This window comes from Thauera sp. 27 (assembly GCF_000310125.2).
Taxonomy (GTDB): Bacteria; Pseudomonadota; Gammaproteobacteria; order Burkholderiales; family Rhodocyclaceae; genus Thauera; species Thauera mechernichensis.
Window position 1 is genome coordinate 1 of sequence record NZ_AMXB01000061.1, and the last position, 15815, is coordinate 15815.

Genomic DNA, 15815 nt, shown 5'->3' on the forward strand with positions numbered 1-15815 from the left:
GCCCCCGTAGGAGCGGCGCAAGCCGCGAGGGGTCGAAGGCGGTGTGGTCTGGCGGCGTTGCCGAAAGGCTCGCGGCTCGCGCCGCTCCCACAGCGGCGGCGGCAGATTCGGAGGGCGGCATTCTGCCTGCGAGGCAATCGATCAGCACGGCAAATTCCAGCCAGCCGGCGCGCGCGGCCTCCGGCACGGGCTGCTCGGCAAGCAGCGCGCAGCCCTCGGGAGCGGCACACACATTGTCGAGCACGCGGCCGGCGGTCTTGGGCCCGACACCGGCAAGCAGCTGGATGGCGCGAAAACCCGAAACGCGGTCGCGCGGATTCTCGGCCCAGCGCAGCACGGCAAGCACGTCCTTGACGTGGGCGGCCTCGAGGAACTTGAGCCCACCGAACTTCACGAAGGGCACGTTGCGCCGGGTGAGCTCCATTTCCAGCCGCGCGCTGTGCGCCGAAGCGCGGAACAGCACCGCCTGCTGCTTGAGCTTGAGCCCCTCCTCGCGCCGCGCCAGCACGCCATCGACGACGAAGGCCGCCTGGTCGGCGTCGTCCTTGACTGCCACGATGCGTGGGCGCTGGGCGGACTCGCGCTCCGACCACAGGTTCTTGGTGAAGCGCTCGGCGGCGAGCGCGATCACCGCGTTGGCCGCCTCCAGTATTGGCCTGGTGGAACGGTAGTTCTGCTCCAGCGTCACCACGTGCGCCGGCGGATCGAAGGCGGCCGGAAAGTCGAGGATGTTGCGCACCGTCGCGCCACGGAAGGCGTAGATGGACTGCGCGTCGTCACCGACCACGGTCAGGCCACGCCCATCGGGCTTCATCGCCATCAGAATCGCCGCCTGCAGGTGGTTGGTGTCCTGGTACTCGTCGACCAGCACATGGTCGAACAGGCCGCCGATCTCGGCCCCGAGCGCCGGCTCGGCCACCATCTGCGCCCAGTACAGCAGCAGATCGTCGTAATCGAGCACCTGTTGCGCCTGCTTGGCCTCGACGTAGGCCCGGAACAGGCGTTTGAGCTCGTCCTCCCACTCCGCACACCATGGGAAGCTCGCCTGCAGCACCTCGGCCAGCGGCGCGCGGGTATTGACCACCGCCGAATAGATCGCCAGGCAGGTGCCCTTCTGCGGAAAGCGCTGCCGGGTGGTCGACAGCCCCGCCTCGTGGCGCACCAGGTTCATCAGGTCCGCCGAGTCCTCGCGGTCGTGGATGGTGAAGCCGGGGTCGAGCCCGATGCGGCCGGCGTAGTCGCGCAGCAGGCGTGCGCCAATGGCGTGGAAGGTACCGGACCAGCGCAGCTCGGCCTGTGCCAGGCCGGGCCGGCCGGCAGAGGCCTGGGCCAGGATGCGCCGCACCCGCCGCCCCATCTCGTCCGCGGCGCGGCGCGAAAAGGTGAGCAACAGGATGCGTGCGGGATCGGCACCGTTCTCGATCAGGTGCGCCACACGGTGGGCCAGGGTATTGGTCTTGCCCGAACCGGCGCCAGCAATCACCAGCAGCGGAGCGGCCGGCCCGCTGGCACCGGCATGGCAGACCGCCTCGCGCTGCGCCAGGTTGAGCGCGTCCAGCGGCGAAGACGTGGCGGAAACGGGTGATTCGGGAGACGGGGGGGCGTACATGGCTGTAATTGTATTCAGTCCATCCCGCATGCGATAGCCGCTGTGCAGCCTCCCGCTTCAGGCCGGTAGCGCCAGCACCACCCTGTCCCGCCCCCCCTGCTTGGCGGCGTACATGGCCTGATCCGCTTCGCGGACAAGGGCTTCGAGATCGGGCTGAGTCGTGCGCTCGGCCACGCCGATGCTCGCGCTCAAGCTCAGCGCGCCGCCATCGAGCGTCAGATCCAGGCCGCGGATGTCGTGCAGCAGGCGCTCGGCCAGCACCCCCGCCTGGACCGCCGTGGTCTCGGGCAGAAGCACCACGAACTCCTCCCCGCCCCAACGCGCGGCGACGTCGGCCGCCCGGCAGTTGCGTTCGATCACGCCGGCCACGGCCTTGAGCGCAGCATCACCCGCCGCATGACCGCGCACATCATTGATCAACTTGAAGTGATCGAGGTCGAGCACCACCGCCGACAGTGGTCGTTGGCGGCGGACTGCCGTACTCCATGCGCTCTCGCCCAGCACTGCGAAGGCGCGGCGGTTGCGCAGTCCGGTGAGCGGATCGAGGCTCGAAAGCTGCTCTGCCTGCAGGCGCTCGCGGCGGATGCGACGCACCCGGTAGGCGAGTGCAAGCGACAGGATCGCACCATCGATGGCGATGCCCACCTCCGCGGCATGAAAGGTCCAGTTCGAGTACGGCAGCCCGTTCCACACCGCAAGCGAGGTGGTCGCCGCCCCTGCCATCGCCGCCAGCGCGCCCGCCAGGAAGTAGCCTGCGGCAATGCGATCGCCATCGAGGCGCGAGAAACCCAGCCACACCATGGCCACCGAGAACAGCAGCACGAAGACGAAGGCAACGATGGCCGCTGCCGCCTGCTGGTCGAGCACCACACAGGTGCCGATCGCCACCATGCCCGCCACGCCGAAGCCATGGGCCAGCCGATGCGCACGGGGCGCGGCCACGGCCAGGCCCAGGGAGCTGGACGCGAAACGCAGTCCGAGATAGCCCAGCACCACCATCAGCACCAGGATGATGTAGCGCTGCACGCCGTACATCCCCGGCCACAGCCAGTTGTAGCCGTGCCCTGCGTAGCCCATGCTCAGTAGCACGAAACAGCCGAGGTAGAGCACGTAGTCACGATGCGCGCGGTCGCGCAGGCCGGCGTACAGCATGGCGTTGTAGGCGATCAGGGCGAGCAGGAAGCCGTACAGCAGCCCATAGGTGAAGTCGTGCACCCGCATCGCGAACTGGTAGCACTCGTCGTCGAACACCCGCAGCGGCAACACGAGCGGGTCGGGCGTCTCGGCACGGACCAGCAATTCGGTGACGCCCGGTTCGAAGACGTGCTCGAAGACAAAACCCAGGTTGCCTTTGGCCGCGCGCAATCCCGGCCCACCGTCGCCTGCCTGCATGCGGCCGACCACCTGGCCGTCGCGAACCACGAACAAGTCGATGCGGTCGATCCACGAAGTACCTACAAGCACGCGGCGCGCTTGCGCCTCGGTATAGCGGCTATCCACCCGCAGGTGCAGCCAGACCGCCGGCGAGCCGATGCCGAACTTGGGCACGTCCTCACCCACCGGGCTGAAACGCCCGGCGCGCTGGAGGGCGAGCGCGCGCTCGGCTTCCAGCGTGCCACCGAGCTCGACCATCATTGAGCTGGCGCGCCCGAGGTAAGCCGAGCCTGGCTCGTCAAGGACGATGCCAGCCGCCGTAGCCTCCACCTCCGCGCGTACCGGCGCGGCACCGCACAGCAACAACAGCGCCGCCAGCACGATCAGCGCCAGCTCGCGGATACGGAGCGCCATCATGCGCCATGCTCCGACCGCAGGCCGTGTGCGAACGCAGCCGGCGCATGGGCGCTGCGCTGCAACAGGATCGACGGACGTCGGCAAGGCATCAGTGTGGGCTCGCATGGCGTATGGGGGCGCCGATACGCTCATTCTAGGACGGGCGCACACGAATCCGCACCTCTGTCGCAGCGCATCACGCCTGTACCCAAAGCAACTGGCACAAGCGGCACCCGCACTCTATGCTGGAACCGGGGAACAAAGCGGCCTGACCGCGCTCCTGCGGCAGCGCGCCCCGCCTTTCCGGAGGATAGGCTCATGGCACGGCGCGCACTCTGCATCGGCATCAACGACTATCCCGGCACCGACAGCGACCTCTCCGGCTGCGTCAACGACGCCCATGACTGGGGTGCCATGCTGCAGGCGCGCGGCTTCACCGTGAGCACCCTGCTCGACGCTCAGGCCACTCGCGCTGCAATGCACGGTGCCATCGAGACCCTCGTCGCCGCGGCCCGCAGTGGAGACACCGTGGTCCTGACCTATTCCGGCCACGGCACCTGGGTGGAGGACGAAGACGGCGACGAACCCGATGGCCGCGATGAAGGCCTCTGCCCCTACGACATCGGCACCGCCGGCCCGCTGCTCGACGACGACCTGCGCGCGCTCTTCGAGCGCCGCGCTGCCGGCGTACGCCTCGTCCTGATCGCCGACAGCTGCCATTCTGGCTCGGTGCACCGTGGCGACGACAGCGCGCTCGACGCCGGCGGCCCGCGCCCGCGCTTCATGCCTCCCGAAGTATGGATGAAGGCTGCCGACCTGCCGCAAGCACCACGCGCTTCAGCGCTCACCCTCATCGGCGGCATGCGCCGCGCCGGCGGCGACCTGCTGCTGGCCGGTTGCCGCGACGAAGAGTTCAGTTGGGACACCAGCTTCGGCGGCCGCCCCAACGGCGCCTTCACCTTCTACGCGCTCAAGACCCTGCGCGAACAGAAACCGGGCAACTATGAGCAGTGGCATGCCGCCATCCGCAAGTACCTGCCGTCGACGCGACTGCCGCAGGAACCTCAGATCGCCGGCACGCGCACGGTTCGGAAGATGCCGATCTTCACCTGAACGACGCGCCGCGCTGCCGCTCAGCGGTGCGCGGCACCCGGCGCTCCGGGTGCCGCGGCGGGGCGCTCGAAGAGCCCGTGATCGAGAAAGTGGAGCGTCTGGCGCAGGCATGCGGACGACCACAGCATCTGCATGTGGGTGACGGGCAGAACGATGTGATCGCGCGCCCCCGGCCAGCGCGTCTCGGCCACTGTCACCATGCCGTCGTTGGGCTGCGCCATGCCCGGCACCAGGCGACCAAGCCCGATCGGGCGGTCGCCGGCGATGACGCCGACCTCGCGATGAGGCTCGATGCAAGGCAGCGGCTGCTCCAGCCAGGCAGGCAGTGCTCGCCCGAGCGCGTGACGAAGCAGCGGTACCCGGAGGATCACCCGCGCCGACGCGGAACCGCAGAGCGGCGAGCCCAGCACCACCACCCTCCCAAGTGCAGCGGGACGGTGGCGGGCGAGCATGTGCAGCACGACGCAGCCGCCCAGGCTATGCCCCACCACATGCAGCGGGCGCTCGCCCGCGCTCGCGATCGCAGCCGCGAGGCCGTCGGCGACCTCATCCAGCGCGGCGCGCAGAGAGGGGTAGGAGTAGCTGCGACTCGACCACCCCAGGGATGCCACTCGCCGCCGCTGCAACCCGAACACCCAGCCATGCATCCACAAGCCATGGACGAAGAGGATTCCCGGAAGGCCGGGCCGCGCGAGGCTCACCGCGCGCCAGAGTAGCCGAGCAATACCGGCAGGTAGACGACCAGCGCAAACACCACCAGCAGCGCGCCCAGGTAGGGCAGCACCGCGCGGCTGATACGCTCGAGCGGCTGCTCGGTCACCGACGAGGCCACGTACAGGTTGATCGCTACCGGCGGGGTCACCATGCCGATCGCCAGGCCGACGACGATGATCAGGCCGAAATGCACCAGATCGATGCCCAGCAGGGTCACCAGCGGCAGGAACACCGGAGTGAGGATGATCAGCGCCGCGGCGGTCTCGATGAACACCCCGGTGAGCAGGATGAGCAGCATGATCAACAGCAGCACGACATACACGTTGTCGGAGATCGACAGCACCCACTGCGCGATCGTCCCCGGGATCTGCCAGTTGGCCATCGCCCAGCTCAGGATGGCGGAGGTGGAGATCACGAACATGATGACCCCGGTCGTGATCACCGAGCGCAGCATGATGCGATAAACGTCGCGAAAGCCGAGGTCTCGATACACGAACAGCGACACCAGCAGCGCGTAGTTGACCGCCACCACCGCAGCCTCGCTCGGCGTGAATGCCCCCGAGAAGATCCCGCCGAGGATGATCACCGGCGTCAGCAGGCCCCAGATCGCCCCCTTGAAGGTGCGCCAGATGGTCGCCGCCGAGAACGGCGCACCCTTGGGGTAGTTGCGCCGGTAAGCCTGGTGAACCGCGATCGCCATCAGGCCCACGCCCATCGCCACGCCGGGCAGGAAGCCGCTGATGAACAGCGCCGATACCGACTGCGCGGCGATGACCGCGTAGATGATCATCGGCACCGAAGGCGGGATGACCACGCCGATGGTGCCGCTGGCGGCGATCAGGGCCGCCGCGGACGAGGCGTCGTAGCCCTTGCGCCTGAGCTCCGGCACCATGCTCGAGGCCACCGCCGCCGTGGTCGCCGCACCCGAGCCGGAAATGGCGGCGAAGAACATGCCCGCGAGCACCGACACCACCGACAGCCCGCCCTTGAGGAAGCCGAGCACGGCGTCGGCGAGCGCCACCAGCTTCTCGCTCACCTTGCCCTGCGCCATCAGGTCACCGGCCAGGATGAAGAAGGGAACGGCGATCAGCGCGAAGGAATCGATGCCGGCGAACATGCGCTGCGCCGCCAGCATCAGGGGAACATCGTCGACGAACAGCGCCACGGCCGTGCTGGCGCCGATCGTCACCGCCACCGGGACACCTGCGAGCAGGAACAGGAAGAACAGGCCGAACAGCACCAGCGTCATGGCGCCTCACCTGCGCGCGTGCCCGCCTCGATGGCCTCGGCCTCGCGACGGGCCGACGCGGAAAAGAGCTCGGCCAGGTCGAGCAGCGAGTAGTACAGCATCAGCAGCGCGCACACTGGGATGATCGAGAACACATAGCGGATCGGGATGCGCAGCGAGGCCGACACCTGGAAGCTCTGCATCTGCATGAAGCGCAGCCCGTAGAAGATGATCAGCGCGAAGAAGCCGATCGCCACCACGATGGCCAGCGCCTTCACTGCCAGGCGCAGCGGCCCCGGTAGCGCATTGACCACGAAGTCGACGGCGATGTGGCGCCCGCGCTGCCAGGCCATCGCCGCGCCGAGAAAACTGGTCCACACGAGCAGGTAGCGCGCCAACTCCTCGGACCAGCTCACCGCATTGAAGAACACGCGCGAGACGATCTGCAGCGTGATCACCGCGATCATCCCGGCGAGCGCCACGAAGGCGGCTCGCTGGACGATCGCGTCGATCAGCTTTTCGGTGCGTTTGAGATGGCCGAACACGGCTTACTGCAGGGCAGCCCGGATACGCGGCAGGTAGTCGCCGAAGCGTGACTCGTACTTCGCGTACACCGACTCGATCGCCTTCTGGAAGGCAGCGACGTCGGGCGACTCATCGATCTGCATGCCCGCGGCGCGCAGCTCGGCCAGTTGCGCAGCCTGCATCTCGGCGTTCATGCGGCGGCCATGCTCGGCCGCTTCCTGGGCGGCACTCTTGACCAGCGCCTGGGCCGGCTCGGGCAGGCGCTTGAAGCGGTCGAGGCCCATCACGAAGATGGCCGGCGCGTAGGTATGGCGCGTCAGCGACATGTGCTTCTGCGTCTCGGAGAGCTTGAACGAGTGGATGACATTGACCGGGTTCTCCTGGCCGTCGATCGTGCCCTGCTGCATCGCCGTCAGCGCCTCGGTCCAAGCCATCGGCACGGCGTTGGCACCCAGCGCACGGAAGGTGTCGATGTACACCGGGTTCTCCATCACGCGGATCTTCATGCCCTGCACGTCGGCCGGGCCATGCACCGCACGGCGGCTGTTGGTGAGGTTGCGGAAGCCACGCTCGGCATATGCCAGGCCCTTGAGGTTGACGCGCTCGAGCCGGCCAAGCAGCTCCTGGCCGATCTCGCCATCGAGCACCTTGTAGGCGGCCTCGGGCGTCGGGAACAGGAAGGGCAGTTCGAACACCGCCATCTGTTCGACGAAGTTGGCGACCGGCCCGTTGGTGATCACGCCCATGTCGACCGTGCCCATCTGCATGCCTTCGAGCAGGGTGCGCTCATCGCCCAGCACGGCATTCGGGAACAGCTCGACGCTGAGCTTGCCGCCGCTGCGCTCCTCGACGATCTCCTTGAAGCGCACGGCCGACAGATGGAAGCTGTCACGCTCGTTCACCACGTGCGCGAGCTTGATGGTGGCCGGCTTCATGCCGGCAAAGGCCTCGGGCGATGCCGCGGCCTGGGGGGCGCCGAACAGGACGCCAGCCGACAACCCGAATGCCGCAAGGCTTCCGAAAATCTTGTTCTTCATGCAATTGTTCTCCTTCTAGTGTTTCGGGGTTGCTTCCCGCTCAGCGCGTGGCGGCCGACCAAAATACCACGAAGCCTCCGGAGCGCAGCAGCCGTGCGCCGCGCCAGACGCGCATCAGCCGCCCTTCACCTGGCGCGCCGTCAGCCCGGGATTATCGCCGCTGTAGGCCGCCTTGATCGCATCCCAGGCCTCCTCTGCGGTCTCGGCGTAGTGGAACAGGCCGACGTCCTCGGGGCTGATCACACCGTGCTCGATCAGGACGTCGAAATCGAGCAGGCGCTGCCAGAAGTCGCGGCCGATGAGGATGATCGGGCGGCGGCGGATCTTGCGCGTCTGCGTCAGCGTCAGCACCTCGAAGAGCTCGTCCAGCGTGCCGAAACCGCCGGGAAAGCTCACCAGCGCCACAGCGCGCATCAGGAAGTGCATCTTGCGGATGGCGAAGTAGTGGAACTGGAAGCACAGCTCGGGCGAGATGTAGGGGTTGGGCGCCTCCTCGAAGGGCAGGAAGATGCTCATCCCCATGCTGCGCCCACCGGCCTCGAAGGCGCCGCGATTGCCCGCCTCCATGATCCCCGGCCCGCCGCCGGTAGCGACGATCACCGGCTCGCCGAGCGCGTCAGGCTCACGCGTGACCAGCTCCCCGAAACGGCGCGCCTCCTCGTACCAGCGCGCATTCTTCACCATCTGCCGAGCGCGCCCGATCGCAGCCTCGTCGCCGCCCGCCAGGGCTTCCTCCAGCAGCTTCGCCGCCACGTCCGGCGCCTTGAAGCGCGCGCTGCCGAACACCACGACGCTCGACTCCACGCCCTGCTCCTGCTGGATCAGCTCGGCCTTGAGCAGTTCGAGCTGAAGGCGCACCGGGCGCAGCTCGTCGCGCAGCAGGAACTCGGTGTCGGTGAAGGCCATGCGGAAGGCGCTGCCGGGGCCGTCGTAGCGGCCATGCGGCTGGACGGCACGCGCCTCGTCCTCTGCGGACGGAAAGTTGCGGGCACGGATGGGCGACTTGTCGGTCATGTGGCGATCCTGGTGTGGAGGGACCGCCATCTTCGCACCGGGCAAGGGGCGCGCGCCATCGAGCTGGGCAATTCACCCGAGCGCAGCGCCGCAACCCGGGCGGCGGCAGAGCCCATCGAGCAGGCCACCTCGGTCCCGACGCGCTCCCGCAGTCCCTATCCTGGGGAAACCCGCGATAATGACGGCCATTTCGTTTTTGCGCGCCGCTGCAGGGCTCCCCCATGGAAATCAAGGTCAACTTTCTCGACAAGCTCCGCCTGGAGGCCAGGTTCGACGACTTCACGGTCATCGCCGACCAGCCGATCCGCTACAAGGGCGACGGCTCGGCGCCCGGCCCCTTCGACTACTTCCTGGCGTCGTCAGCCTTGTGTGCGGCCTACTTCGTGAAGCTGTACTGCGAGACGCGCAACATCCCCACCGACAACATCCGCCTGTCGCAGAACAACATCGTCGATCCGGAAAACCGCTACAAGCAGATCTTCAAGATCCTCGTCGAACTGCCCGAGGACATCTCCGCCGCCGACCGCCAGGGCATCCTGCGCTCGATCGAGCGCTGCACCGTCAAGCGGGTGGTGCAGACCGGGCCGGAGTTCGTGATCGAGGAGGTGGCGAACCTGGACGCCGATGCCCAGGCCCTGCTGACGCTGAAGCCAGATGCGGACGCCCACACCTACATCCTCGGCAAGGACCTGCCGCTCGAGCAGACCATCGCCAACATGTCGAAGGTGCTGGCGGACCTGGGCATCAGGATCGAGATCGCGTCGTGGCGCAATCTGGTGCCCAACGTGTGGTCGCTGCACATCCGCGACGCGCACTCGCCAATGTGCTTCACCAATGGCAAGGGCGCGACCAAGGAAAGCGCGCTCGCCTCGGCGCTGGGCGAATACATCGAGCGGCTCAACTTCAACCACTTCTACAACGATCAGTTCTGGGGCGAAGACATCGCCAATGCGGCCTTCGTGCATTACCCGAACGAGCGCTGGTTCAAGCCCGGCCGCAGGGACGCGCTGCCGGCCGGCCTGCTCGACGACTATTGCCGGGCGATCTACGACCCCGAAGGCGAACTGCGCGCCTCGCACCTTTACGACACCAACTCGGGCAACATCGAGCGCGGCATCTGCGCCCTGCCCTATGTCCGCCAGTCCGACGGCGAAGTGGTGTATTTCCCCACCAATCTCACCGACAACCTTTTCCTCAGCAATGGCATGAGCGCCGGCAACACGCTTGCCGAGGCGCAGGTGCAGTGCCTGTCGGAGATCTTCGAGCGCGCAGTGAAGCGCGAGATCATCGAGCGCGAGATCGCGCTGCCCGACGTGCCGGCGGAAGTATTGGCCAAGTACCCTGGGATCATGGCCGGCATCGAGGAGCTGGAGCGGCAGGGCTTTCCCGTGCTGGTGAAGGATGCATCGCTGGGCGGGGTCTATCCGGTGATGTGCGTGACCCTGATGAACCCGCGCACGAGTGGCGTGTTCGCCTCGTTCGGCGCCCACCCGAGCCTGGAGGTGGCGCTCGAGCGCTGTCTGACCGAACTGCTGCAGGGGCGCAGCTTCGAAGGCCTCAACGACCTGCCCCCGCCCACCTTCGAAACCGCTGCAGTCACCGAGCCGCACAACTTCGTCGAGCACTTCATCGACTCCAGTGGCGTGGTGTCGTGGCGCTTCTTCAGCGCCAGGGCCGAGCACGACTTCGTCGAGTGGGACTTCTCGGGCCATGGGGAGAATTCCAACGCCGACGAGGCCGCGACCCTGTTCGGTATCCTCGCCGACCTGGGCAAGGAGGCGTACATGGCGGTGCACGACCAGCTCGGCGCCATCGCCTGCCGCATCCTCGTGCCGGGCTATTCCGAGGTCTATCCGGTGGAAGACCTGATCTGGGACAACACCAACAAGGCGCTGCGCTTCCGCGCCGACATCCTGAACCTGCACCGCCTCGACGACGACGCACTCGAAGCCTTGCTCGAAAGCCTGGAAGAGAGCGAACTCGACGACTACACCGACATCATCACGCTGATCGGTATCGAGTTCGACGAGAACACGGTGTGGGGGCAGCTGACGATTGTGGAGCTGAAACTGCTGATCCACCTCGCCCTGCAGCAGTTCGACGAGGCGAAGGAGTGCGTCGAGGCCTTGCTGCAGTACAACGAGAACACGGTCGATCGCGTGCTGTTCTACCGCGCCCTCGACGTGGTGCTGGAGGTGGTGCTGGACGACGAACTGGAACTGGACGACTACGTGGCCAATTTCCGCCGCATGTTCGGCGACGCACGCATGGATGCGGTGCTGGGCTCGGTGGATGGTAGCGTGCGCTTCCACGGCCTGACGCCGACGAGCATGAAGCTCGAAGGGCTCGACCGCCACCAGCGCCTGATCGACAGCTACCGCAAGCTGCACGCGGCGCGCGCCGCGGTGGCGGCAGCATGAAGTGGCTCCGAAGCCTGTTGGTCGTGCTCGTCATGCTGGCGAGCGCGGGCGTGGCACAGGCGGAAAAGTTCACCATTGCCGCGGCATCCGACCTGCGCTTTGCGCTCGACGACATCATCGCACTCTATCGCCAGGCCCATCCTGCGCATCAGGTCGAAGTGATCTACGGCTCGTCGGGCAAGATGAGCACGCAGATCATCAACGGCGCGCCCTTCGACATCTTCTTCTCCGCCGACATCGCCTTCCCCCAGCGCCTGCACGCGCAGGGTTTCACCGCGACCGAACCAGCGGTCTATGCGCTCGGTCGCATCGTGCTGTGGAGCAACACCGTGGACGCCTCGGTGCTGACCCTGGCCGACCTGCCCACCCACCCCCGCATCCGCCGCATCGCCATCGCCCAGCCCGCCCATGCACCCTACGGGCAGCGTGCCCAGGAAGCGCTGCAGGCAGCCGGCGTGTGGGAGGCGGTGCAGACCAAGCTGGTGTTCGGCGAGAACATCGCGCACACCGCGCAGATGGTGGAGTCGGGCGCCGCCGAGGTGGGCATCATCGCCTTATCTTTGGCAAGATTTCCCGCGTTGGCCGAGCACCGCCACCACCTGATCGACGATGCCCTGCATGCACCGCTCACCCAGGGCTATGTGGTCACCACCCGCGGCGCGCGCAAGGCGGCGGTGATGGACTTCGCCGCCTTCATGGAGACCGACGCTGCACACGCCATCATGGAACGCTACGGCTTCGTGATGCCCGGACGCTGAACCTTTCCCTCCCGCCTCATGCTCGGACTCGGCCCCCAGGACTGGCAGGCAATCGAAGTCACCTTCAAGCTCTGCCTGTACACCACCCTCATCCTGCTCGTCATCGCCACGCCGCTCGCCTGGTGGCTGGCGGCCGGGCGCTCCAACCTGCGCACCGCGGTACAGGCGGTGGTTGCGCTGCCGCTGGTGCTGCCGCCCACCGTGCTCGGCTTCTACCTGCTGGTCGCGCTCGGTCCGCGCGGTTTCGTGGGCAGCACGCTGGAGGGCCTCGGCCTGAGCCACCTGGCTTTCTCCTTCGAGGGCATCCTGCTGGCTTCGGTGCTGTATTCCATGCCCTTCGCCGTGCAACCCCTGCACGAGGCCTTCAGCCAGCTGGGCCGTCGCCCCGTGGAGGTGGCCAGCGCGCTGGGCGCGAACGCGGTGGACCGCTTCCTCACCGTGGTGTTGCCGCTCACCCGCGGCGGCTTCGTGGTCGCCTTCACCCTCACCTTCGCCCACACGCTGGGCGAATTCGGCGTGATCCTGATGCTGGGCGGCAGCATCCCGGGCGAGACCAAGGTACTGTCGGTGCTGATCTACGACCACGCCGAAGCGCTCAACTACGACGCCGCGCACCGCCTGTCGCTCGGCTTGCTGGTGTTCTCCTTCCTGACCCTGTTCGTGGTGTACGCCATCAACCGCAGGTTCCGCGTCGCCAGGGTGGGCTGAGATGAGCACCACCTCACCTGCTCCCGCCGCTGCCCCTGCAGAAACCCCCTGCACGCAGCCGGCGTCGGCCATGCTGTCCGTGCGCGCCCTCCTGCAGCGCACCGGATTCACCCTCGATATCGACGCCGCACTGCCGCTTGCCGGCGTCACCGCACTGTTCGGGCGCTCCGGCTGTGGCAAGACCAGCTTGCTGCGCGTGATCGCCGGACTCGACCGCGCCGCAGGCGCCGAAGTGCGCTTTGGCGACGCGCTCTGGCAGTACGGGCGCCACTTCGTGCCGCTGCACCGCCGCCGCATCGGGCTGGTGTTCCAGGAGCACAGCCTGCTCCCCCACCTGGGCGTGCGCGACAACCTGCTCTACGGCTATCGGCGCACCCCGCCCGCCGAACGCCGCCTGCACCTGCAGGAGGTGGTGGACATGCTGGACATCGGCGAGCTGCTCGATCGCAGCATCGACAGGCTCTCGGGCGGCCAGCGCCAGCGCGTGTCGCTGGGACGCGCGCTGCTCACCAGCCCGCGCCTGATGCTGCTCGACGAACCGCTGTCAGCCCTGGATACGGCGACCAAGCGCGAAATCATGCCCTTCCTGTCGCGGCTGGCGGCCGAGGCCGGCATGCCGATCGTGATGGTCAGCCATGCCCCCGACGAGGTCGAGCGCCTCGCCGACCGCGTAGTGTTCATGCACGCCGGCCGCATCGAGCGCATCGAGACCCTGCGCCAGGCCCTCGCACGCGCCGACTCGCCGCTGTTCGCCGACGCGGGCGCGGTATCGGTGCTCGAAGGTCTGCCCGGCGCAGCCGGCGCCCACGGCCTGCGCGCCTTCGGCCCCGAGGGCGCGCGCCTGTGGTTGTCGGCGAGCGCTGCGGTAGCCGGCGAGGGACAGGCGGACGAAGCCTTCTCGGCCGAGCCGCCGGCGGCCAGTACGGCCGCGCCGTCGCCACGCAGATTGCAGCGCCTGCGCATCCTGGCACGCGACGTCAGCCTGGCCCTCGACGACCCCACCCGCATCAGCATCCAGAACCACCTGCGCGTCACCATCGAGCGCATCGACACCCATGCACCGGGTCGGGCACTGGTCTCCTGCCGCATGGCCGATGGCCAGCTGCTGCTTGCCGAAGTCACACCGTGGTCGGTCGCGCAGCTCGGCCTCGCGCCGGGGCAGCAGGTCTATGCGCTGATCAAGTCGGTGGCGCTGCTGGGCTGAATCGCCTTCAGCGCCCCTCCAGCCGCGCGCGCAGTCCCGAGCTGCGCTGCGTCGGCCGCGCACAGGCGTCGATGAACACCGCGCCCGGCCCGGCCAGCGTGACCCGGCGCGCGGCGCGGGTGACGCCGGTGTACAGCAGCTCGCGACTGAGCACGCGGACCGACTGCGCGGGCAGCACCATCAGCACCTCGTCGAACTCCGAGCCCTGGCTCTTGTGCACCGTAAGCGCGAAGGCGAGCGCGTGCTCGGGCAGGCGCAAGGGCGCGACGCGGCGGTAGCTGCCATCGGCCTGGGGGAAATGCACTGCGAGCTCGCCGCTGTCGTCCGCCAGACACAGGCCGACATCGCCGTTGTAGAGCCCGAGCAGGTAGTCGTTGCGCAGCACGATCACCGGGCGGCCGGCATACCAGGGCGAGGCGGCACCGGCCTCGGGCGGCAGGCCGAGCGCTGCGCGCAGGCGGCGTTCGAGGTGCGCATTGAGCGCTGCCAGGCCGCGCCCGCCCGCATGCACGGCGACCAGCACGCGGAAGCGGTCGAAGGCGGCAAACACGGCTTCGGGTGCGCCGCCCTTCACGCCCAACGCCCCGACAGCGGCAAAAAAGGCGGCATAGCCGGCCTCGATCGCGGCCACGGTCTGCGCGGCCGGGCGCTCATCTTCATCCTCGATCCAGCGCGCATCGGCGTCGGCGGCGGCACGCAGCCATTCGAGCGCCCCCTCGCCGCGGCCGGCACGAATGTCGGCAGCGAGGCGGCCGATGCCCGAGTCGGCGCGAAAGCGATGGCTCTCGGTGAGCCACACCACACAATCCTGCAGCGGGGCAGCCGGCGCCGGAGCCTCTTCGGCCAGCGCCAAACCAAGCGCTGCGCAACGCGCGCGCAGGCCGGCCCCGAACACCTGCTGTGCCGACAGGTCGGCAAACACCGCGCCCGCCTCCACCGCGGCGAGCTGGTCCTTGTCGCCGAGCAGCACCAGGCGCGCCCCCGCGGGCAGGGCGTCTACCAGGCGGGCGGCAAGGGCGAGGTCGAGCATCGAGGCCTCGTCCACCACCAGCACGTCGAGTGCGAGCGGGTTGCCAGCGTGGTGGCGGAAGCGGCCAGGCTCGGGGGTGACACCGAGCAGGCGGTGAACCGTGTAGGCCTCGCCCGGCAGCAAGGCGCGCAGGTGGGGCGGCAGCGCATCCGCGCGCCGGCGCAAGGCCTCGAGCATGCGCGCCGCGGCCTTGCCGGTGGGCGCAGCGAGCGCGATGCGCAGCGCCGGGTCGGTGTCGAGCAGGCAGGCCAGCAGGGCGGCGACGGTGGTGGTCTTGCCGGTGCCGGGGCCGCCGCTCACGACGGTGAGCCGGCTGCCAAGGGCAAGCGCCACGGCCAGCTTCTGCTGGTCGGGGCGGCCGTCGGCGCGCGGCGGGAAGAGGCTGTCGAGCAGCGTACGGTCCACCACCGCCGCCGATGGCGCAGCGGCACGGGCGCGCAGTGCGGCAGCGAGCGCGCGCTCCTGGTCGAAGTGGCGGCGCAGGTAGAGGCGGCCGTCGGCGTCGAGCACCAGCGGGTGCGCCGACGCCCCCGTGCGCGCTACCTGCGCCTCTGCCACCACGCCGCTGTCGAGCAATGCCGCACGCAGGCTGGGCAGGTCGTCCGCCGCGGCCGGCGGGGCCGGTGAGGCGCCAAGCGCCGCCAGCGGCACGCAGACGTGGCCGGCGGCCGTGGCGCGCGCCAAC

Annotated in this window: 13 protein-coding genes; 5 read left to right on the forward strand and 8 right to left on the reverse strand. The window is 68.5% G+C overall.

From position 1 onward, the window contains the following. The coding region (locus B447_RS20325; protein WP_002945307.1) for an ATP-dependent helicase at positions 1 to 1609 on the reverse strand (1609 nt) is incomplete at its 3' end. A 57-nt stretch (positions 1610 to 1666) separates the two neighbouring features. Continuing rightward, positions 1667 to 3400 carry a diguanylate cyclase gene (locus tag B447_RS20330; protein ID WP_002945309.1) on the reverse strand — a complete coding sequence of 578 codons (1734 nt, stop codon included), beginning with the start codon at positions 3398 to 3400 and terminating at the stop codon, positions 1667 to 1669. A gap of 297 nt (positions 3401 to 3697) precedes the next feature. Between B447_RS20330 and B447_RS20335 the strand changes: the two genes are divergently transcribed. Then, entirely contained in the window at positions 3698 to 4492 is a 795-nt protein-coding gene (locus B447_RS20335) for a caspase family protein (RefSeq protein WP_002945311.1), read from the forward strand. A gap of 20 nt (positions 4493 to 4512) precedes the next feature. Here the strand turns inward: B447_RS20335 and B447_RS20340 are convergent, their stop codons facing one another. From B447_RS20340 to B447_RS20360, 5 genes are all read right to left on the reverse strand, one after another. After that, positions 4513 to 5103: an esterase/lipase family protein gene (locus B447_RS20340; protein ID WP_002945314.1), complete on the reverse strand. Its 591-nt coding sequence runs from the start codon at positions 5101 to 5103 to the stop codon at positions 4513 to 4515. Between the two features lie 86 nt (positions 5104 to 5189). Continuing rightward, positions 5190 to 6455 carry a TRAP transporter large permease gene (locus B447_RS20345; RefSeq protein ID WP_002931221.1) on the reverse strand — a complete coding sequence of 422 codons (1266 nt, stop codon included), beginning with the start codon at positions 6453 to 6455 and terminating at the stop codon, positions 5190 to 5192. Continuing rightward, positions 6452 to 6979 carry a TRAP transporter small permease gene (locus tag B447_RS20350; RefSeq protein WP_002931222.1) on the reverse strand — a complete coding sequence of 176 codons (528 nt, stop codon included), beginning with the start codon at positions 6977 to 6979 and terminating at the stop codon, positions 6452 to 6454. The genes B447_RS20345 and B447_RS20350 overlap by 4 nt, the downstream gene beginning before the upstream one ends. Before the next feature lie 3 nt (positions 6980 to 6982). After that, positions 6983 to 7996: a TRAP transporter substrate-binding protein gene (locus B447_RS20355; RefSeq protein WP_002931223.1), complete on the reverse strand. Its 1014-nt coding sequence runs from the start codon at positions 7994 to 7996 to the stop codon at positions 6983 to 6985. Positions 7997 to 8110: 114 nt separating this feature from the next. After that, entirely contained in the window at positions 8111 to 9010 is a 900-nt protein-coding gene (locus B447_RS20360; protein ID WP_002931224.1) for an LOG family protein, read from the reverse strand. Between the two features lie 221 nt (positions 9011 to 9231). Between B447_RS20360 and B447_RS20365 the strand changes: the two genes are divergently transcribed. The 4 genes from B447_RS20365 to modC are packed head-to-tail and all read left to right on the forward strand — an operon-like array spanning position 9232 to position 14100. Beyond that, a complete protein-coding gene (locus B447_RS20365) occupies positions 9232 to 11430 on the forward strand; it encodes an OsmC domain/YcaO domain-containing protein (protein ID WP_002945317.1) in 2199 nt (732 codons plus the stop codon). Further along, entirely contained in the window at positions 11427 to 12188 is a 762-nt protein-coding gene (modA, locus tag B447_RS20370; protein WP_002945319.1) for a molybdate ABC transporter substrate-binding protein, read from the forward strand. Before B447_RS20365 ends, modA begins: the two co-directional genes overlap by 4 nt. 18 nt (positions 12189 to 12206) lie before the next feature. After that, positions 12207 to 12896, forward strand: a complete 690-nt coding sequence (gene modB, locus B447_RS20375; protein WP_002945322.1) for a molybdate ABC transporter permease subunit — start codon at positions 12207 to 12209, stop codon at positions 12894 to 12896. A 1-nt stretch (position 12897) separates the two neighbouring features. Continuing rightward, a complete protein-coding gene (gene modC / locus B447_RS20380; protein ID WP_232431688.1) occupies positions 12898 to 14100 on the forward strand; it encodes a molybdenum ABC transporter ATP-binding protein in 1203 nt (400 codons plus the stop codon). A 7-nt stretch (positions 14101 to 14107) separates the two neighbouring features. On the opposite strand, the gene recD is transcribed toward modC, so the two are convergent. Then, positions 14108 to 15815, reverse strand: a 1708-nt coding sequence (gene recD, locus B447_RS20385; protein ID WP_037983280.1) for an exodeoxyribonuclease V subunit alpha, incomplete at its 5' end; no start/stop codon positions are given.